The following is a 20,291-nucleotide window of genomic DNA, read 5'->3' on the forward strand; positions in this document are numbered from 1 at the left end:
CGCATGACCGATACGACAACCGCCGTGGACATCACCTGCGTGGGCGACATCGCCTTCGCCGATGCGCAGTGCCTGCTCGCCGCGCACGGCCTTCGGCTGCACCACGTAGCGGCCGGTGAACCGATTCCCGGCAGCTACTGGGGCGAACCCGAGGCGGGCATCATCGCCAGCAACGTGTACGTGCGCGATGACACCCCGGTGCACTCGATGCTGCACGAAGCCTGCCACCTGATCGTGCTGCCACCGGAGCGGCGTGCGCAGGTGCATACCGATGCCACCGACTCGGTGGCCGAGGAAGACGCGACCTGCTACCTGCAGATCGTGCTGGCCGGGCAGCTGCCCGGTGTCGGCAGCCAGCGGCTGATGGCCGACATGGATGCCTGGGGGTATACGTATCGGCTGGGATCTACGAAGGCGTGGTTCGAGCAGGACGCCGAAGACGCGAAAGCGTGGCTGATCGAACGCGGCTTGCCGGTGGCGTAACGCATCGTGGACCGGGTCAGATCCCTTTTGCGGCGCAAAAGGGATCTGACCCCAACACCCATCAGCCCTGCCCGGCCAGCGCGCGCAGGGTAATGCCGACGATGTAGGCCAGGTAGGTGCCGGTGGCATAGCCCATCGTGCCCAGCAGCACGCCCACCGGCGCCAGGGCCGGATGGAACGCGGCCGCCACCACCGGCGCTGAGGCCGGGCCACCGATGTTCGACTGCGAACCGATGGCGAAATAGAAGAACGGCACCTTCAGCAGCTTGCCCAGGCACCACAGCAGCACGATGTGCACGGCAATCCAGATCAGGCCGAGCAGGAACAGCCACGGGCGGTCCAGCAGCGCCAGCAGATCCATCTGCATGCCGATGCAGGCGATCAGGAAGTACAGCAGCAGCGAGCCCAGCCGCGACGCGCCTGCGCCTTCCAGATTGCGTGCGCGGGTGAAGCTCAGGCTCAGGCCCAGCGTGGTCGACAGCACCACCACCCACACGAACGGCGCGTCCAGGCTGAACTGCGGGGCCCAGCTGACGTTGGCCTTGAACCAGGCCGCCAGCGGCGCACCGATCGCGTGCGACAGGCCGACACCACCGAAAGCCACCGCCACGATCAGCATCAGGTCGGTCAGGCTGGGAATGCGTTCGTGCTCGGCCTGGAAGCGCGCGATGCGCTCCTTCAGCTCATCGATGGCCGACGTGTCAGCACCGCTGCGCGCGTCGATCTTCGCTGCACGCCCGGCCAGGAAGATCAGCGCAGCCATCCACACGTAACCGACACCCACGTCGACCACGGCGAACTGGCCGAAGGTGGTCGCATTGACGTCGAACACTTCGCGCATCGCCAGCATGTTGGCGCCACCACCGATCCAGCTGCCGGCCAGTGCCGCCATGCCGGCCCAGGTATCACCGGCCACGGTGTCGGGATGGATCGCGCGCATCACCAGGAACGCCACCACCGCACCGAGCATGATGCTGGCCGAGGCGCCCAGGTACATCAGCACCAGCTTCGGGCCGAGCCGCAGGATGCCCTTGATGTCCACTGCCAGGGTCAGCAGGATCAGCGCCGCCGGCAACAGGATGTCGCGCGCGATCGGGTTGTAGAGCCTGGTGTTCTGGCCGTCGATCAGGCCGACGGTGTTGTAGATGCCGGGAATCAGGTAGCACAGCAGCAGTGCCGGCACGAAGGTGTAGAAGCGCTTCCACAGGCCCTGCTCGCGCGAGGCGGTCCAGAACACGGCGCCGAGCGTGGCGGCGATCAAACCGAAGACGACGATGTCGTTCTGGATCAGGGCGGTCGAGGGCATGCAGGCGCTCTGGGTGCGGGGTCGGATCCCTTTCGCCACGCGAAAGGGCTCTGACCCCGGGGGCGGTCAATGACGGGGTCGGAGCCCTTCCGCGTGGCGAAAGGGATCCGACCCCTGGGCGCTGAACCGGCTTATTCGCCGATGTGCTGCTTCAGCCAGGCGTTGACGGTGTCATGCCACAGGATGCTGTTGTTCGGCTTCAGCACCCAGTGGTTTTCATCCGGGAAGTACAGGAACTTCGATTCGATGCCCTGGCGCTGGGCGGCGGTGAAAGCGGCCAGGCCCTGCTCGACCGGAATGCGGAAGTCCTGCTGGCCATGGATGACCAGGATCGGCTTCTTCCAGTCCGCCACGTGGTTGACCGGGTTGAACTTCTCGTAGTTCGCGGCCTTCTGGTACGGGGTACCGCCCTGCTCCCACTCGGTAAACCACAGCTCTTCGGTGGCGTAGCCCATCATGCGCTGGTCGAACACGCCGTCATGGTTGACCAGGCACTTGAACGGGCTGTTCCAGTTGCCGGCAATCCAGTTGACCATGAAGCCGCCGTAGCTGGCACCCAGCGCACAGGCCTTGTCACCGTTGAGGAAGGAATACTTCTTCAGCGCGGCGTCCCAGCCCTTCTGCAGGTCTTCCAGCGGACGGTCGCCCCAGTGCTGGCTGATCGCATCGGTGAAGGCCTGGCCATAGCCGGTGGAACCGTGGAAGTCGATCATCACCACGGCGTAGCCCTGGCCCGCATAGGTCTGCGGGTTCCAGCGGTAGCTCCAGCCATTGCCGAAGCTGCCCTGCGGGCCGCCATGGATCAGGAACGCAACCGGGTACGACTTGCCTTCCTGGTAGTTGTGCGGCTTGACCACATAGCCATGCACGGTGTCGTTGTTCCAGCCCTTGAACTCGAACTGCTCGTAGTCGCCGAAGCTGACATCCTTGAGCACCTCGCCGGCAGCCGGGGTCAGCGCGCGCAGTTCGCCGATGGCTTCACCCGCGGCCGGCAGCAGGCCGACCAGCACCTGGTCGTTGCTCTTCAGGCTGTTGCGGGTGATCGCCACGCTGTTGCCGGCCACGTCGACCGCGGTCACGCTGCCGTCGCCGATCAGCTTGGTGGCCTTGCCGCTGGCCACGTCGATCTGGAACAGCGGGTGTTCGCCGAGGTCATCGGCAGTGGTGTAGATGCTGGCACCATCCGCGGACAGGGTGATGCCACCGGCCGAACGATCCCACTGCGGGGCGATCTCGCGGGTCTTGCCGCTGGCCAGGTCCATCGCCATCAGGCCGAAGCGGTCAGCCTCGAAGCCCGGGCGCTTCATCGCACGGTAGAACAGGGTCTTGCCGTCGGCGCTGAACACCGGGCCGGCATCCCAGGCCGGGTTGGCAGCGGTCAGGTTGACCGGCGCCTGCTTGCCGGCGGCGTCGAAGCGGTACAGGTCGAAGTTGGTCGACCACGGCTCCTGCTTGCCGGCAACGCGGATGCTGGCCACCACGCTGGCGCCATCCGGCGACCACGCGAAATCATCATTGCCACCGAACGGCTTGGACGGCGCATCACCGTCGATGGTCGCGCTCAGCGCCGACGCGCCCTTGACCGCACCGGCCTTGGCCGCCGGCAGCGGCGCCACGAACAGGGTGTTGCGGCGGCCGTCGTTCCAGGTATCCCAGTGGCGCACGAACAGCGAATCGAAGACCTTGCCGCTGGCCTTGGCGCCGGCCACGTCCTTGAGCTTCTTCTCGGTGCAGGCCAGGTCCGAGGCGCAGGCCTGGAACACGCCGGCGCTGAACAGCACGCGGTCGTCCTGCGGCGACACGTGGTAGCTGTCCACGTCCACCGGGAAGTCGGTCAGCTGGCGCGGGGTGCCGCCGTTGATCGGCTGCGCGTACAGCTGCTGGCTGCCGTTCTTGGCACTGAGGAAATACACGGTCTGGCCGTCGGCCGACAGCGACGCGGAATTGACGCTCCAGCCAGCCGGGGTGATCTGCTTCGGCGGGGCCGCGTCACGCGTGCGCAGGTTGCGCGCGAACAGCGCGGTGGAGGCCTTCAGGTTGGCGTCCACGCTGCGCTTGGCGAACACCACGGTGCCGCCATCGGCGGTCAGTACCGGCGCGGAGACGCGGTCCATGGCCACCATGTCGCGGACTTCCAGGCCACGGGCAGCGGCGACGCTGGGCAGGGCGGCCAGCAGGCTCAGTGGCAGCAGGGCATGACGCAGTTTCATCGGGGTCTCCGCAGGACGGCAAAAAACCGATGGTAGGCCCGGGTGGCCGGGGCTGCCAAGGCCATCGGTCATGGCCGGGGACGGGTCGATGCCTTCGCCAGAAAAGGCAAACCGCGCCGTAGCGCGGTTTGCGGTAGTGCCGGCCGCTGGCCGGCAATCTGTCTGGTTGCCGGTCAGCGGCCGGCACTACCGGGTCAGAGCCCTTCCCTGCGGGAAGGGATCCGACCCCGTGCATCACGCCACGGCGCGCTTGCCGGTGCGGTAGATCAGCCAGCCGACCACGAACAGCACGGCCAGGCCGATCCACTGTGCGCCCGGCAGGTGGAACGGCACGGCCAGCACGTCGGCGCGGCTGCTGACCACGATCGGAATCGCGATGGCGATGCCCATCAGTGCCTCGCCGGTGATCAGGCCGGCAGCAAACAGCACACCCGGCTTGTGCACGCGGTCGCGGCCTTCTTCGTCGTCGGCACGCACCTTGTGGAAGCGCTCGACCAGGTAGGCGATCAGGCCGCCGAGGAAGATCGGCACCATCAGTTCCAGCGGCAGGTAGATGCCGATGGCGGCGGCCAGCACCGGCACGCGGAAGCGGGCGTTGCGCGCCTTCAGCCAGCTGTCGAAGGCGATGATGGCGGCGCCCACCACGGCACCGATCCCGATGAAGGTCCACGGCAGCTCGCCACCGAACAGGCCCTTGGCCACCGAGGCCATCAGGTTGGCCTGCGGAGCAGCCAGCGCGTTCGGGTGCAGCTCGGACTTCACGCCGATGCCGTAGGCGGTGGCCAGCAGGTTCAGCACCGGCGCCATGATCAGCGCGCAGGAGAACGCACCGATGCCCAGCATCAGCTGCTGCTTCCACGGGGTGGCACCGACGATGTAACCGGCCTTGAGGTCCTGCAGGTTGTCACCGCCGACCGCTGCAGCACAGCACACCACCGCGCCGATCATGATCGCGGCCACCGCGCCCAGCGGCGCGCCGAAGGCGCCGACCGGCTGCAGGCCATCCTTGCCCAGCAGCACGACCAGCACGGCCGAGGCGAACAGGATGGTGGAGATGGTGATGCCCGAAACCGGGTTGTTGGACGAACCGATCAGGCCGGCCAGGTAGGCCGAGACCGAGACGAACAGGAAGCCGGCGACGATCATGATGAGGGTCATCGGGATCGACACGTGCCACTGGCCGACGATGGCCTGGTACAGGGCCAGCAGCGGCAGCACGAACACCACCAGGGCGACCAGCATCCACTTCATCGGCAGGTCGCGCTCGGTGTGCGCCAGCACCGGGCCACCGCTCTTGCGGGCGGCGGCAAAGCCGCTCTTGACGCCGTTGAGCAGCGACTTGCGCAGCGAGATCAGGGTCCAGATGCCACCGATCAGCATCGCACCGACGCCCAGGTAGCGCATCTTCGCGCCCCAGATGGCGAACGCGGCTTCGGTGGAGGAAGCAGCGGCAACCGACGCGGCCAGTGCCGGATCGGTGTTCATGAAGAACGCCTGGTAGATCGGGATGGCGATGTGCCAGGTCAGGATCGAGCCGGACACCACCACGATGCCGACGTTGAGGCCGACGATGTAGCCCACGCCCAGCAGTGCCGGCGACAGGTTGGTGCCGATGAAGGCGGTGACCTTGGAGCTGCCGACGTAGGCCGAGGTGGCCCAGGCATCGGGAATCAGGCGCATGCCGCTTTCCGCGGCCAGCTTCACGAAGGCACCGATCACCGCCGAAATGGCGAGGATCTTCAGGCCCGGGCCCGGGTTCTCACCGGCCTTGAGCACTTCCGCCGCTGCCTTGCCTTCCGGGAACGGCAGCGGGTCTTCGACGATCATCGAACGGCGCAGCGGCACCGAGAACAGCACGCCCAGCAGGCCGCCGAGACCGGCGATGCCCAGCACCCACCAGTACTTGAAGTCCGGCCAATAGCCCATGATCACCAGCGCGGGGATGGTGAAGATCACACCGGCGGCGATCGACGAACCGGCCGAGGCGCCGGTCTGCACGATGTTGTTTTCAAGGATGGAGCCACCGCCCAGCAGGCGCAGCACGCCCATGGAAATCACCGCAGCGGGAATGGCGGTGGCGATGGTCAGGCCTGCGAACAGACCGAGGTAGGCGTTTGCGGCCGACAGCACCACCGCCAGCACGATGGCCAGGGCCACTGCGCGGAAGGTGAGCTGCTTGGGCGCAGCGTCGTGGTTCATGGAAGCCCCTGCTGGCAAAAAATCCCTGCCACGCTAGCTGTCGGGGCAGATCAAGTCCAGCGTGCCAAAGGATGGGGGCACGTGCTGCAGTGCGATGGCGCAGCACGTGCGACCGCAGCAGGCTGATACGGCAAAGCCGGGTTGGGTATCGCGCAAATGATATGTTATATCCTTCTATCGACCCGTCGCAGTTGCAGTGCATGCCCCCTTCCCCCTCCCCCCGCCTGGCCTCCATCGACCAGCTGCGCGGCACCGTCATGCTGCTGATGCTGCTGGACCACGTGCGTGAGACCTTCTTCCTGCAGTACCAGGTGAGCGATCCGATGGATGCCTCCACGGTCTCTCCGGCGCTGTTCGCTTGCCGCCTGCTGGCGCATCTCTGCGCCCCGGTGTTCGTGCTGCTCACAGGCCTGTCGGCGTGGCTGTACGGCCAGCGCCAGGCAGACCCGCGCCGGGCCACCGCCGCCTTCCTGCTCAAGCGCGGCTTGTTCCTGGTGGTGCTGGAACTGACCCTGGTGAACTTCGCCTGGACCTTCCAGTTCCCGCCGGACACGATCTATCTGCAGGTGATCTGGGCTATCGGTCTCAGCATGATCGCGCTGGCCGGCCTGCTGTGGCTGCCGCGCCCGACCTTGCTGGTACTGGCAGTTGCGCTGGTGGCCGGCCACAACCTGCTCGATATCGTGCGGGTCGAGGGCAATGGCGCGCTGGCGGTACTGTGGAAGGTGCTGCACCAGCGCGACTGGATCGAAGCCGGGGCACTGCGATTGCGCACCTCCTACCCGGTGCTGCCGTGGATCGGGGTGATCGCACTGGGTTATCTGATGGGGCCGTGGTTCGCCCGCAAGCGCGCGCCGGAGCAGCGGCAGCGCTGGCTGTTGTGGGGAGGCGCCGGCGCGCTGGCCCTGTTCGCGCTGCTGCGGTTCGCCAACCAGTATGGGGATGCTCCCTGGACGTACCAGACCACCACGCTGCGCACGTGGTTGAGCATCTTCAACGTCACCAAGTATCCGCCGTCATTGCAGTTCCTGCTGTTGACCCTGGGCGTGGGACTGTTGCTGCTGCGCATGTACGAGTGGCCGCCAGTGGCGCGTGCGCTGCGGCCGTTGGCCGACATTGGTGCAGCACCGATGTTCTTCTACCTGCTGCATCTGTATGTGCTGAAGGGGCTGTATCTGGGCGCGCTGGCGGTCTGGGGGCCGACCCACGGCGAGCTGTATGCGCTGGATTCGGTCAGCGGCCTGCTGCTGGTGGCCTGTGCACTGGCGGTGATGATGTACCCGCCGACGCGGGCGTTCGCGCGGTTCAAGGCGCGACGGCGTGATCTGGCGTGGTTGCGGTACCTGTAACCGACAACACCGGGACGGCCATCCACGCATGGCGTGGATCTACTACAAGTGCCTCTGGCATAGATCAGCGTTGCGTGGCATCCCGCAAAGCCTGTTCGCCGGTCATGGCCCGGCGCTCCCGGGCTGCCCGCCCCGGGCCAGGGGCCTATAATCGCGCCCTTTCCGCTGTCCCCGCCGTCGATGACCGTTGCCGCTACCGCTTCCGACGACTTCCTGGGCCACCCCAAGGGCGTCTATGTCTGCTTCTTCACCGAAATGTGGGAGCGCTTCTCCTTCTACGGCATGAAGGCGCTGCTGCTGCTGTACCTGACCAAGTACCACCTGTTCGGCGACAAGGCCGGCCTGGACCTGCTTGGCGCCTACGGCGGCCTGGTGTACTGCATCCCGGTGTTCGGCGGCATGCTGGCCGACCGCTGGCTGGGCATGCGCCGGGCGGTGCTGTTCGGCGGCATCCTGCTGGTACTCGGCCACCTTGGCATGGCCTTCGAAGGCCAGGCGGCGTACCGGGTGAACGGCGAGGTGGTGCGCGACACCTCGGCGCTGGCGGTGACCTACCTGTCGCTGGCCCTGATCATCATGGGCGTGGGCTTCCTGAAGCCGAACATCTCCACCATCGTCGGCAAGCTGTACGCCAAGGACGACCCGCGCCGTGATTCGGGCTTCTCGCTGTTCTACGCCGGCATCAACCTTGGCGCGCTGTTCTCGTCGCTGGTGTGTGGCTTCCTCGGCGAGGCCTACGGCTGGAAGTACGGTTTCGGTGCAGCCGGCATCGGCATGCTGGCCGGCCTGGCGATGTTCCTGTGGGGCCAGAAGTACCTGCAGCGCCATGCCGAACCGCCGCAGCCGGCCGCGCTGAAGCAGAAGGTGCTGGGCCTGCCGCGCGAATGGCTCATCTATCTGTGCGCGGTGCTCGGCGTGTTGCCGGTGGCGTGGCTGATGTGGGCCGCCGGCAACGGCGCATTCGCGCTGGGCGGTGAAATCAGCCTGGCGCTGATGCTGATGCTGGTGGTGCTGGGCGGCGTGCTGGTCTGGTTCGCCTGGTTCACCGGCAGCAAGTGCACGCCGGTGCAGCGCCAGCAGATGATCGCGCTGATGGTGCTGATCTTCATGGCGCTGGTGTTCTTCACGATGTACGAGCAGTCGTACGGCTCGTGGGTGACCTTCACCGACCGCCTGCTGACCAAGGACATCGTGCCTGCGCTGGTGATCACCGGCGGTACGCCGCTGCCGTGGTCGATCATCTCGCTGCTGCTGGCACCGCTGGGCTTCGTGGTCAGCGCGCGCCTGTCCGAACGGCGTCCGGGTTCGGCCGCACCGCGCACGTTCTTCGCCGCCATCGTCGTGCTGATGCTCGTGCTGCTGGTGCGCGACTGCCTGGTGATTCCGCAGACCGCCGGTTCGCTGACCTACCTCGGCGGCCTGTTCCTGGTGCTGCTGGCGCCGGCCTTCGCCGCACTGTGGACGTGGATGGACCGCCGCGGCTGGGAGCCGGGCAAGCCGGTGAAGTCGGCCTGGGGCCTGGTGATCGGCGCGCTGTCGTTCGTGCCGCTGGCGCTGGCGGCGCAGCAGGTCGGCGCCACCGGCGAGATGGCCAGCGTGTGGTGGCTGGTGCTGGCCTACTTCCTGCTGGCCAGCGGTGAGATGTGCCTGTCGCCGGTCGGCCTGTCGGCGGTGACCCAGCTGGCCGTGCCGCGGGTGATGAGCCTGATGATGGGCACCTGGTTCCTGGCCACCGCATTCTCGGAAACGCTGGCCGCGCTGTTCGGCAAGCTGGCCGCGATCGAGGTGCCGGAAGGCGAATCGCTGGACATGGTGGCTGCGGCCGGCGCCTATGCGCACCTGTTCTGGCTGCTGATGTGGATCGGCCTGGGCTGCGCGCTGGCTGCCTTCATCGCCGCGCCGCTGCTGAAGAAGATGATGCACGGGGTGAAGTAAGCCCCGCGCCTGCGGAAAACCAGGGCGGCGGAAGGATCATCCGCCGCCCTTCGGCTCAGGGCGCCTTGTCCTTGCCGGCCGCAGGCGCAATCGTGGCGGTCTTGCCACCCAGGCTGCGCGCCAGGAACGCCAGCAGCTTGTCGTAGTACTCGCTGCGATGGGCCTCAGTGTAGAAGCCGTGGCCTTCGGTCTTGTAGTACAGGCTCTCCACCGGCGTGCCGGCACGCTTGAGCGCCGCTTCCATGCGCTCGGTGTGCTGGATCGGCGCGCGCTTGTCTTCGCCACCGGCCGCGAGGAACACCGGCACCTTGATCCGCTCGGCCAGGTTCACCGGCGACACCGCGCCCAGCTTGGCCGGATCCCCCAACCATTCGCGCAGGTAGGTCACGCCTGAACCGCGGTCCTGGATGTCGCCACGGGTATACATCATCGGCAGGTCGTAGACGCCGACATAACCGGCCGCGCACTGGTACAACCCGGGTTCGCGGGCGGCCCCCATCATCGCCGAGTAGGCCCCGTAGCTGGCGCCATAGATGCAGATGCGACGGCCATCGGCGATGCCTTCGCTGATCGCCCAGCGGGTGGCATCGGTGACGTCGTCCTGCATCGCCGCGCCCCACTGCTGCGCACCGGCCTGGGTGTGGGCCCGACCGTAGTTGCCCGACCCGCGGAAGTTGACCTGCAGCACGGCATAACCGGCGGCGGCCAGCATCTGCGTTTCGCGGTCGTACTGGCCGGAATCGAAGATGTCGAACGGGCCGCCATGCGGCATCACCACCATCGGCAGGTTGCGCCCGTCGCTGCCGGCCGGCAGGGTCAGGAAGCCATGCAGCGGCAGCCCGTCGCGGGCCTTCAGTGCAATCGGCTTCACGCTGGCACTGCGGTCCACGTCGATCCAGTCGCTGCGGCTGATCAGGTGGTCAGCCTTGCGCGCCACCGTGTCGTACACGTAGAAATCGCCGGGATTGGTGCCCGACCAGGTTTCCACCAGCACGACGCGGCCATCGCGGGTGCTGGAAGTGATGTAGACCGCGCCGCCGAAGGCCGCTTCCAGACTGCGATACAGGCGTGCCTCCGGCGACTTCTCGTCGAAGAAACGGGTACGCGGCGTATCGCCCAGATACAGCGCGCCGACCGGCACATGGGTGCCGGGCCGATGGATGATGCGGTACGGATTGACCACCTCGTCGCGCAGCAGCGTGGCGCGTTCGCCGGTCTGCGGGTTCCAGCTGACGATCGCATCCGGCCCCTGGGTCTGCTCGACATTGAGATAGGCCAGGTTGTCGTCGGCCGAGAAGCCGAGGGCGGTTTCGATGCGCTTGCTGACCGCCTCGTCGTTGATCAGCTTCCAGCTGTCACCGCTGCGGTCGCGGAAGTACAGCTTGTTGACGTTGTCGCTGCCCGAGCCGTGCACGAAGCGGACCTCGCCCGCGCCGTCGGTGGTGAACTCGCCGCGCCGTACCGGTGAGGACGCCACCCGCGAGCGACGGCCACTGGTCACATCCATGCGATCGACGCGGGTGAACGGATCCTCGGCCAGCGGCCACACAGTGACCAGCACGTTGCGCTCGTCGCCCGGCAGGTCGTCGGCCAGGAAGGCAGCGACCGCCTCGACCTTCTTCGGCTGGATGCGGGTGCCCGGGCCCTTGCTTTCGACGCGGTAGCCGACCAGCAGTTCGCCACGGTTGCCGTTGGCATCGATGGCATAGAGTTCGCCGGTGGGATTGGGCTGGTCGAGCGCCCCCCACTTCTCGGCCAGGCCGATCAGCAGGCGCTCATTGCTGACCCAGTCGAATTCCTGCGCGTGGTTGCGGCTGGGTGGCCAGAAACTACCGACCAGCTGCTTGTCCTTCAAGCGCAGGATCGCGATCGCGGTGCTGTCTTCCTTCGGCACCGTTGCCGCCACGTATTCGCCCCCCGGCGAAATCTTGATGTCGGTGAAGGTCTCGCGACGCAGGTACTGCGTCAGGTCCACCGCCCCCACGCTGCCTGCGGCAACGCCCCCGATGACGGCCAGTGCGGCCGCCAGAATCGTCTTGTGCATCCTTCCCCTGCTCCTGTGGACACCTTGTCCTGGTGGCCGATTCTAGGCAGTGCCGTGCGTTTCCCGCCAGAGCCGGAAAAGACGACGGCACCGTTGCCGGTGCCGTCGTTGCCACTACCTTGGAGAGAGAGTCAGGACGTGGGTTCGGGGGGCGTGCGCCGGGTCAGTGGACCCCGCGCACCGCCAACATGAGGGCCAGGATGCTGAGGATCACGGCGATGGTGCCGTCGAGCACGCGCCAGGTGCTGGGCTTGGTGAACAGCGGCGCCAGCAGGCGCGCGCCGAGGCCCTGCGCGGTCAGCCACAGGCAGCTGGCAGTGACCACGCCAGCAGCGAAGGCCATGCGGGCGTTGCCGAAGTTCTCGGCGATGGAGCCGATCACCATCATGTCCAGCCAGAAGTGCGGATTGATCAGCGAGAAGCCGACCGCGGCCATCAGCACCGCGCGGCGGCTGCCGTCATCGCTGTCGGCCTCGCCCATGCCACCGCCACCGGCGATCGCACGGCGTGCCGACTTCATCGCATACCAGGCCAGGAACGCGACGCCGGTCCACAGCACGGCGGTGGTCAGCCACGGCAGCGCCGAAGTGAGCGTGCGCAGGCCGGCCACGCTGGCAAAGATGAAGATGGCATCGATGGCCGCACAGGTGGCGACCACCGGCACGATGTGCTTGCGCAGGATGCCCTGGCGCAGAATGAAGGCGCTCTGGGCCCCGACCACGGCGAACAGGCCGATGCCGGTGGCTGCACCAGAGAACCAGGCACCGAGGCCGGTGCTGGCGGAGATGACCGAGAACATGGGATTCACTGCCTTGTATTGCTGGGGGGACGGTGCCTCGCGAAGGCGGACAGCACCGGAACGAGCGCCATTGTCGCGCCGCAACATGAAAAAGACGAGCTAAACTTCCTAAACCAACATTAGCGGAACTTAATTCGATGCGTATCGACCATGCCCAGCTGCGCGCCCTGGCCGCAGTGATCCGCGAAGGCAGCTTCGACCGCGCCGCACACTCACTGAATGTCACGCCCTCGGCCATCTCGCAGCGGGTCAAGGCGCTGGAGGACCGGATCGGGCGCCTGCTGGTCAAGCGCGGCACCCCGGCCACCGCCACCGCCGAGGGCCAGCTGCTGGTGCAGCTGGCCGAGCAGACCGCCCTGCTCGAACACGATGCGCTGCACCGGATGGGCCTGGCCGACGAAGACCTGCCCCAGGCCAGCATCCCGGTGGCGGTGAACCACGACAGCCTGGAAACCTGGTTCCCGCAGGCCGCCGCGCAGTTCGCGCAGGGCACCGGCACCACCCTGGACCTGCGCGTGGAGGACCAGGACCACACCGTGGAGCTTCTGCGCCAGGGCACGGTGCTGGGTGCGGTGACCACGCTGGACGAGCCGGTGCAGGGCTGCCAGATCCACGCGCTGGGCAGCATCCGTTACGCGGCGACCTGTACCCCCGAATTCCGCGAACGCCATTTCGCCAAGGGCGTGACCGCGCAGGCGCTGGCGCAGGCCCCGGTGCTGGTGTTCAACCGCAAGGACGAAATGCAGTCGCGCTTTGCCCGGCGCATGGCCGGCGACGACCTGCCCAGCACCGCGCCGACCTGGTGGATTCCCTCCACCCGCGCCTTCGTGCAGGCCAACCTGGGCGGCATGGGCTGGACCATGAACCCATTGCCGCTGGTCAAGCGGCACCTGGACGCCGGCCGCCTGGTCTACGTGCGGCAGCGCGCGTGGGAAGACGTGCCGCTGTACTGGCAGCACTGGAAGGGCGACGTGCAGACCATGGCCCTGCTGACCCGCGCGGTGCTGGATGCTTCCTCGGCACTGATCCGGCGCAAGCGCTGACGCATGGCGCAAAAAGGGGACGGAGGGGATTAAGTCGTATTTGCCTTGGATGTCGTATTGGCCTTAAACGGCTTAATCCCCTCCGTCCCCTTTTTCGGGGCTCCATCGGATCTCCATCGAGTCTACACACCGGGTCCATGCGCGATGCGGATACTGGCGGGCCGACCATTACAAGGATGTCCGGCATGCCCGTGTACCTGCGCGATGCCCGCCCCGACGATGCCGCCGCCTGCATCGACCTGCGCGGGCGCACCCGCGAGAATGCCTTCAATGCGGCGCAGCTGGCGGAACTGGGCATCACCGTGGACAGCTGGGCGGCCGGCATCGCCCATGGCGATTCGATCGGCCGCGTCGCCTGGGAGGGTGAGCGCATGGTCGGCTACTGCTTCGCCGACCACGACAGCGGCGAGGTGCTGGTGCTGGCGCTGCTGCCGGAGTACGAGGGCCGCGGCATCGGCCGCCAGCTGCTGCAGGAAGTGGTCAGCCTGACCCGCGATGCCGGCCACCGGCGCCTGTTCCTGGCCTGCTCGGCCGACCCGCGTTCGCGCTCGCATGGCTTCTACCGCCGCCTGGGCTGGCGTCCGACCGGCGAGATCGATGAGGCCGGTGACGAGATCCTCGAGCTGGTCTGAGCCGGGCGTGGTCCCGGCGCTTCGCGTGACGGTGCCGCGAAACGTCGGATGCTGCGTTGCATCAAAAACGGACCGGATCCGGTTAGAATCGCGGATGGATGCTGCAAGGCGTTGTTTCTTCACGCCCTTTCCCTGCCCCATGCGCATCCTGAACTCCTCCCCTCCGCCAACGATCCCGCCCCCATGAAGAAATTTGGCAAGGCCCTGCTCGCCCTGCTCGTGCTGCTGTTGCTGGCCGCCGCGCTGTTCCTGTACTGGCCGCTGACCCAGCGTTCGGTGCCCGCCGCCAGCAACGACAAGCCCGTCGATGTTGTGCTGGTCGGCGCCGGCATCATGAGCATCACCCTGGCCACCTACCTGCAGGAACTGCAGCCGGACTGGAACATCCAGGTCTACGAACGCCTCGACGGCGTCGCCGGCGAAAGCTCCGACGGCTGGAACAACGCCGGCACCGGCCATTCGGCGTTCGCCGAACTGAACTACACCCCGGAACTGCCCGACGGCAGCATCGAGACCAAGCGCGCGGTCGGCATTGCCGAATCGTTCGAGGTCTCGCGCCAGTTCTGGTCGCACCAGGTGAAGGAAGGCCGGCTGAGCCAGCCCAGCGACTTCATCAACCCGACCCCGCACATGAGCTTCGTCTGGGGCGATGACAACATCGCCTACCTGCACAAGCGCCAGCAGGCCCTGGTGAAGAACCCGCTGTTCTACGGCATGCAGTACTCCGAGGATCCGGCACAGATCAAGCAGTGGGCACCGCTGCTGATGGAGGGCCGTGATCCGAAGCAGAAGGTCGCCGCGACCTGGATGCCGCTCGGTACCGACGTCAACTTCGGTGTGATCACCCGCCAGCTGACCACCGGCCTGCAGCGCAGCCCGAACTTCAGCCTGCACCTGAACCACGAAGTGAGCGCGCTGCGGCAGAACGCCGACAAGAGCTGGAACGTGACGGTGAAGGACCTCAAGGCCGGCACCGAGACCACCACCCACAGCCGCTTCGTGTTCATCGGTGCCGGTGGCGCCGCGCTGAAGCTGCTGCAGATGTCGGGCATTCCGGAATCGAAGGACTACGCCGGTTTCCCGGTCGGTGGCCAGTTCCTCGCCTTCCAGGGCCAGGACGTGACCTCGCGCCATGGCGTGAAGGCCTACGGCATGGCTGAGACCGGTTCCCCGCCGATGTCGGTGCCGCACCTGGATGCGCGCAAGCTGGACGGCAAGCCGGTGGTCCTGTTCGGGCCGTTCGCGCTGTACAGCACCAAGTTCCTCAAGCACGGCTCGTGGTGGGACCTGTACTCGTCGGTCACCCACAACAACGTTGGCCCGATGCTGGAAGTGGGCAAGGACAACCTGGACCTGGTGCAGTACCTGATGGGCCAGGCACGCCTGAACGATGCCGACCGCCAGGCCGAACTGGTCAAGTACTTCCCCAATGCCAAGCCGGGCGACTGGAAGCTGGTCACCGCCGGCCAGCGCGTGCAGATCATCAAGCGTGATCCGCTGAAGGGCCCGGTGCTGCAGTTCGGTACCGAGATCGTGACCGACAAGGACCACACCATCGCCGCCCTGCTCGGCGCGTCGCCGGGTGCGTCGACCTCGCCGCCGATCATGCTGGACCTGATGGCCAAGGCCTTCCCGGACCAGATGAAGGCCGGCTGGGAAACCCGCCTGCGCGAGATCGTGCCGTCGTACGGGCGCAAGCTCAACGACAGCGCCGCGCTGGTGAACGAGATCCGCACGCTGACCAGCCAGACCCTGCACCTGCCGTACCTGGAGGTGCCGGTGGACGCCAATGCGGCGGCTCCTGCCCCGGGGGTAGTGCCTGCAGCGGTTCCGGCACCGGCCAAGGAAAAGCGCAACGCCAACGAGGAACTGCAGGCGCTGTAAGCCCGCGCGTTCCTTTCGATGCAGACGGACGGCCACCTTCGGGTGGCCGTCTGTTTTTGTGCGAGGTGGGTCGCCCCCCCCGCACGGGAGGGCCCTGACCTGCGCCTGGGCGTCGATGATGGGGTCAGAGCCCATTGCCTGCAGCAACGGGATCCGCCCCCGGCCCGCCACTGCCCTGCGCCGGAAGGCCGATGCACAATGACGCGAATTGTAATGTTGTTAAGAATTATTTACATTTGTATCCTGCGCAGTGACCGCGCCTCTCCCCAGATGGACCTGACCGTGCCCGAAGCCGCCGCCCCGGGTGCTGGACGACTGTTGCCGCCCTCCCCGCCTCCACGTTTCGAGCCCACCATGTCCCTGACCTTCCGTACCCGCCTGCCCCGCCGCGCGCTGCTGCCGGCCGCCCTGCTTTCGTCGCTGGCCCTGCTGGCCACGCCCAGCGCGTTCGCTGCCGCCGATGGCGCGGCCGACGCCAAGACCCTGGACCGGGTCAGCGTGCGTGCCGATCAGTCGGCGCCGCCGGCCAGTACCACGCGCCTGCCGATCACCCTGCAGGAAACCCCGCAGTCGGCCACCGCGATCAGCCTGCAGCGCCTGCAGGACGAATCACTGTTCAGCATCAACGATGTGATGCGCAACGTCACCGGCGTCAGCGTGTCCTTCTATGACACGCAGCGCCCGCTGTACTACGCGCGTGGCTTTGCCATCACCGACTTCCAGGTCGATGGCATTCCCACCTACAGCGGCTCCACCAACCAGGAATACGACACTGCCTTCTACGACCGCATCGAAGTGATCCGCGGTGCCAACGGCCTGCTCAGCGGCGCCGGCGTGCCGTCGGCCACGGTCAACCTGCTGCGCAAGCGCCCGGGCAAGGAATTCGACGCGTCGTTCGCGGTCAGCGCCGGCAGCTGGGACTACCGCCGCATGGAGGCCGATGTAACCGCGCCACTGACCGATGACGGCCGCTTCCGCAGCCGCGTGGTCGCCGCCTACACCGACCGCGGGCTGTATTACGACCGCTACAAGGAAAACAAGATGGCCGGCATGGCGGTGCTGGAAGGCGATGTCACCGACAGCACCACGGTCACCGTCGGCTACCAGACCCAGGACAACAACCCGACCGGTTCGACCTGGGGCACCGTGGCGTTCTTCGACAACCAGGGCAACTTCGCCCATCTGGCGCGCTCGACCAACCTGTCGCCGAAGTGGAGCTACTGGAAGCGCGAGAGCAGCACCGCCTTCGCCAACCTGGAACAGCGTTTCGGCGACAACTGGCTGCTGAAGATCAACACCGCCTACACCCGCGGCAACGTGCAGAACGTGCGCCTGTACGGCACCGGCAACCCGGACCCGGTGACCGGCTCGGGCATCTACCTGCGTGCCGCCGCCGGTGATTCGAAGGACACCCGCCGCAATGTCGATGCCTACCTGACCGGCAGCTTCCCGCTGTTCGGCCGCGACCATGACCTCACCGTCGGCGCGCAATGGTCGGACCTGGAAGGCACCACCAACACCCTGGCACTGAACTTCCCGGGCGACTGGGCAACCTGCGGGCGTGAGCGCTGCTACTACATCCCCAACGTGTTCAACTGGAACGGCGACATCTCCGAGGTGACCTACACCCGCACCGGTGCGCGCCGCGTGGCCAGGACCACGCAGAGCGGCGTCTACCTGGCCACCCGCCTGCGCCTGGCCGATCCGCTGTCGCTGATTGCCGGTGCACGCCTGAGCCGCTGGGAAACGCTCAGCCGCTCGTACAACGCCGCAGGCGTCTACACCGGCACCAGCGGTGCCTACAAGGTGAGCGATGAAGTCATCCCGTACGTGGGCCTGGTCTACGAGATCACGCCGAACGTGTCGGCCTATGCCAGCTACACCGAGATCTTCAATCCGCAGAACTACAAGGACCGCAACGAGAACCTGCTGGCGCCGGTACAGGGTTCGAACCTGGAAGCGGGCATCAAGACGCAGTGGTTCAATGGCCGCCTGACGGCCAATGCGGCGGTGTTCGAAGCCAAGCAGGACAACTACGCGGTGCGCGACATGAGCGTGCCGGAAGGCACGCTGAGCGATGGCAGCTCGGCCTACATCGGCATCAACGGCACCAAGGCGCGCGGCTGGGAGATGGACGTCAACGGAGAGATCCTGCCGGGCTGGACGGTCAATGCCGGCTACACCCACGTCAAGGTGACCCGCGCCGCCACCGACCTGCTGTACGCCAATCCGCCCGAGGACCTGCTGCAGCTCAACACCCAGCTGCAGCTGCGCGGCGCACTCAAGCGCCTGAGCATCGGCGGTGGCGTGCAGTGGCAGAGCAAGGTGCAGGGCTACAACATCGCCTACCCGCTGGGAGGCACGGTGACGGTGAACCAGCCGGCCTACTCACTGGTGCAGTTCAACGCCAACTACCGCATCAGCGACAGCTGGACCGCGACCCTGAGCGTGCGCAACGCGCTGGACAAGACCTACTGGGCCAACCTGGACTACAACAACTTCGGCGAGCCGCGCTTCGTGTCGGCCAGCCTGCGCTGGAAGTTCTGAGCGACCTGAAACGGTAGTGCCGGCCGCTGGCCGGCTCCAAGCGATGCATCGATCACGCGGAGCCGGCCAGCGGCCGGCACTACCCCGATCGATGCATCCTCCATTTCAATCTGAATGGGCCCGCCTCCGTGCGGGCCCTTTCATTTGCTGCACCGCGGGTTGCACGCCCATCATAATTATGTCGTAATTATTTCAACGCCAATCGGAAGCCGGTCGATGAACCCGAGCTGGGATACGTTGGAACGCAGCCGCCAGGCCCGCCTGCAGCGGGCCGCGCCGTGGGCCCGGGGCCGCGAGGTGGCTGCCAGCGACGTCGGCGAACTGCTGCATGCGCTGCTGGAACCCGGCGACAAGGTCTGCCTGGAGGGCAACAACCAGAAGCAGGCCGATTTCCTCGCCCAGGCGCTGGCCGACCTCGACCCCGCCCGCGTGCATGACCTGCACATGGTGCAGTCGGTGCTGTCGCTGCCCTCGCACCTGGACGTGTTCGAGCGCGGCATCGCCTCGAAACTGGACTTCTCGTTCTCCGGCCCGCAATCAGTGCGCCTGGCCAACCTGGTGGCCGAGGGCCGCATCCAGATCGGTGCCATCCACACCTACCTGGAGCTGTTCGGCCGCTACTTCATCGACCTGACCCCGCGCGTGGCCCTGGTCGCAGCACAGGCCGCAGATCGGCACGGCAACCTGTACACCGGGCCGAATACCGAAGACACCCCGGTGATCGTCGAGGCCACGGCGTTTGGTGGCGGCATCGTCTTTGCCCAGGTCAACGAGATCGTCGACACCCTCCCCCGCGTCGATATCCCCGCCGACTGGGTCAACTTCGTGGTGCAGGCGCCGAAGCCGAACCACATCGAACCGCTGTTCACCCGCGACCCGGCACAGATCTCCGAGATCCAGGTGCTGATGGCGATGATGGCGATCAAGGGCATCTACGCCGAATACGGCGTGAACCGCCTCAACCATGGCATCGGCTTCGACACCGCCGCCATCGAACTGCTGCTGCCGACCTACGCCGAATCGCTCGGGTTGAAGGGAAAGATCTGCCAGCACTGGGCGCTCAACCCACACCCGGCACTGATTCCGGCGATCGAATCGGGCTTCGTCAAGTCGGTGCATTCGTTCGGTTCCGAACTGGGCATGGAGAAGTACATCGCCGCGCGCAGCGATGTGTTCTTCACCGGTGCCGATGGCTCGATGCGCTCCAACCGCGCGTTCTCGCAGACCGCCGGCCTGTATGCGTGTGACATGTTCATCGGCTCCACCCTGCAGATCGACCTGCAGGGCAACAGTTCCACTGCCACCCGCGACCGCATCGCCGGCTTCGGTGGCGCGCCGAACATGGGCTCGGATGCACGCGGCCGCCGCCACGCCAGCGACGCCTGGATCAAGGCCGGCCAGCAGGCCGCGCGCCCCGGTGAGATACCGCGTGGCCGCAAGCTGGTGGTGCAGATGGTGGAAACCTTCCGCGAGCACATGGCACCGGCCTTCGTCGAACGCCTGGATGCCTGGGAACTGGCCGAACGCGCGGACATGCCACTGCCGCCGGTGATGATCTACGGCGACGACGTCAGCCATGTGCTGACCGAGGAAGGCATCGCCAACCTGCTGTTGTGCCGCAGCCCGGAAGAACGCGAACAGGCGATCCGCGGCGTGTCCGGCTATACCGCCGTGGGCCTGGGACGCGACCGCGCGATGGTGGAGAACCTGCGCGATCGCGGCGTCATCCGACGCCCGGATGACCTGGGCATCTCCGTGCGCGATGCCAGCCGCGACCTGCTGGCCGCACGTTCGGTGAAGGACCTGGTGCGCTGGTCCGGCGGCCTGTACGACCCGCCCAAGCGCTTCCGCAACTGGTAA

At 66.8% G+C, this 20,291-nt stretch carries 13 protein-coding genes; 8 read left to right on the forward strand and 5 right to left on the reverse strand.

From position 1 onward, the window contains the following. Nucleotides 1-3: 3 nt before the first annotated feature. Entirely contained in the window at nucleotides 4-483 is a 480-nt protein-coding gene (locus DFO63_RS13005; RefSeq protein WP_014646351.1) for a hypothetical protein, read from the forward strand. A 61-nt stretch (nucleotides 484-544) separates the two neighbouring features. On the opposite strand, the gene DFO63_RS13010 is transcribed toward DFO63_RS13005, so the two are convergent. The 3 genes from DFO63_RS13010 to DFO63_RS13020 form a co-directional block, all read right to left on the reverse strand. Beyond that, a complete protein-coding gene (locus tag DFO63_RS13010; protein ID WP_049443746.1) occupies nucleotides 545-1,789 on the reverse strand; it encodes a DUF819 family protein in 1,245 nt (414 codons plus the stop codon). A gap of 131 nt (nucleotides 1,790-1,920) precedes the next feature. After that, nucleotides 1,921-3,999, reverse strand: a complete 2,079-nt coding sequence (locus DFO63_RS13015; protein ID WP_049443748.1) for a S9 family peptidase — start codon at nucleotides 3,997-3,999, stop codon at nucleotides 1,921-1,923. Nucleotides 4,000-4,233: 234 nt separating this feature from the next. Further along, nucleotides 4,234-6,198, reverse strand: coding sequence for an oligopeptide transporter, OPT family (locus tag DFO63_RS13020; protein WP_049443750.1), 1,965 nt, complete (start codon nucleotides 6,196-6,198; stop codon nucleotides 4,234-4,236). 200 nt (nucleotides 6,199-6,398) lie between these two features. On the opposite strand from DFO63_RS13020, the gene DFO63_RS13025 reads away from it, so the two are divergent. Both DFO63_RS13025 and DFO63_RS13030 read left to right on the forward strand, forming a co-directional pair. After that, nucleotides 6,399-7,547 (forward strand): heparan-alpha-glucosaminide N-acetyltransferase domain-containing protein, encoded by a 1,149-nt coding sequence (locus DFO63_RS13025; protein WP_119007263.1) that lies wholly within the window; start codon nucleotides 6,399-6,401, stop codon nucleotides 7,545-7,547. Nucleotides 7,548-7,727: 180 nt separating this feature from the next. Beyond that, nucleotides 7,728-9,482 (forward strand): oligopeptide:H+ symporter, encoded by a 1,755-nt coding sequence (locus tag DFO63_RS13030; RefSeq protein WP_119007151.1) that lies wholly within the window; start codon nucleotides 7,728-7,730, stop codon nucleotides 9,480-9,482. Nucleotides 9,483-9,537: 55 nt separating this feature from the next. Here the strand turns inward: DFO63_RS13030 and DFO63_RS13035 are convergent, their stop codons facing one another. After that, a complete protein-coding gene (locus DFO63_RS13035; RefSeq protein WP_119007152.1) occupies nucleotides 9,538-11,526 on the reverse strand; it encodes a prolyl oligopeptidase family serine peptidase in 1,989 nt (662 codons plus the stop codon). Between the two features lie 163 nt (nucleotides 11,527-11,689). Further along, complete coding sequence (locus tag DFO63_RS13040) at nucleotides 11,690-12,325, reverse strand: LysE family transporter (RefSeq protein WP_005415673.1); 636 nt, start codon at nucleotides 12,323-12,325, stop codon at nucleotides 11,690-11,692. Nucleotides 12,326-12,462: 137 nt separating this feature from the next. On the opposite strand from DFO63_RS13040, the gene DFO63_RS13045 reads away from it, so the two are divergent. The 5 genes from DFO63_RS13045 (at nucleotide 12,463) to mdcA (ending at nucleotide 20,291) form a co-directional block, all read left to right on the forward strand. Then, entirely contained in the window at nucleotides 12,463-13,368 is a 906-nt protein-coding gene (locus DFO63_RS13045) for a LysR family transcriptional regulator ArgP (protein ID WP_014036348.1), read from the forward strand. A 185-nt stretch (nucleotides 13,369-13,553) separates the two neighbouring features. Further along, nucleotides 13,554-14,000 carry a GNAT family N-acetyltransferase gene (locus DFO63_RS13050; protein WP_049443884.1) on the forward strand — a complete coding sequence of 149 codons (447 nt, stop codon included), beginning with the start codon at nucleotides 13,554-13,556 and terminating at the stop codon, nucleotides 13,998-14,000. Nucleotides 14,001-14,183: 183 nt separating this feature from the next. Further along, nucleotides 14,184-15,884: a malate dehydrogenase (quinone) gene (gene mqo, locus DFO63_RS13055; RefSeq protein WP_119007153.1), complete on the forward strand. Its 1,701-nt coding sequence runs from the start codon at nucleotides 14,184-14,186 to the stop codon at nucleotides 15,882-15,884. Between the two features lie 354 nt (nucleotides 15,885-16,238). After that, nucleotides 16,239-18,431, forward strand: a complete 2,193-nt coding sequence (locus tag DFO63_RS13060) for a TonB-dependent siderophore receptor (protein WP_119007154.1) — start codon at nucleotides 16,239-16,241, stop codon at nucleotides 18,429-18,431. A gap of 216 nt (nucleotides 18,432-18,647) precedes the next feature. Next, nucleotides 18,648-20,291 carry a malonate decarboxylase subunit alpha gene (gene mdcA / locus DFO63_RS13065; protein WP_119007155.1) on the forward strand — a complete coding sequence of 548 codons (1,644 nt, stop codon included), beginning with the start codon at nucleotides 18,648-18,650 and terminating at the stop codon, nucleotides 20,289-20,291.

Source organism: Stenotrophomonas sp. AG209, from assembly GCF_003550055.1.
Lineage (GTDB): Bacteria > Pseudomonadota > Gammaproteobacteria > Xanthomonadales > Xanthomonadaceae > Stenotrophomonas.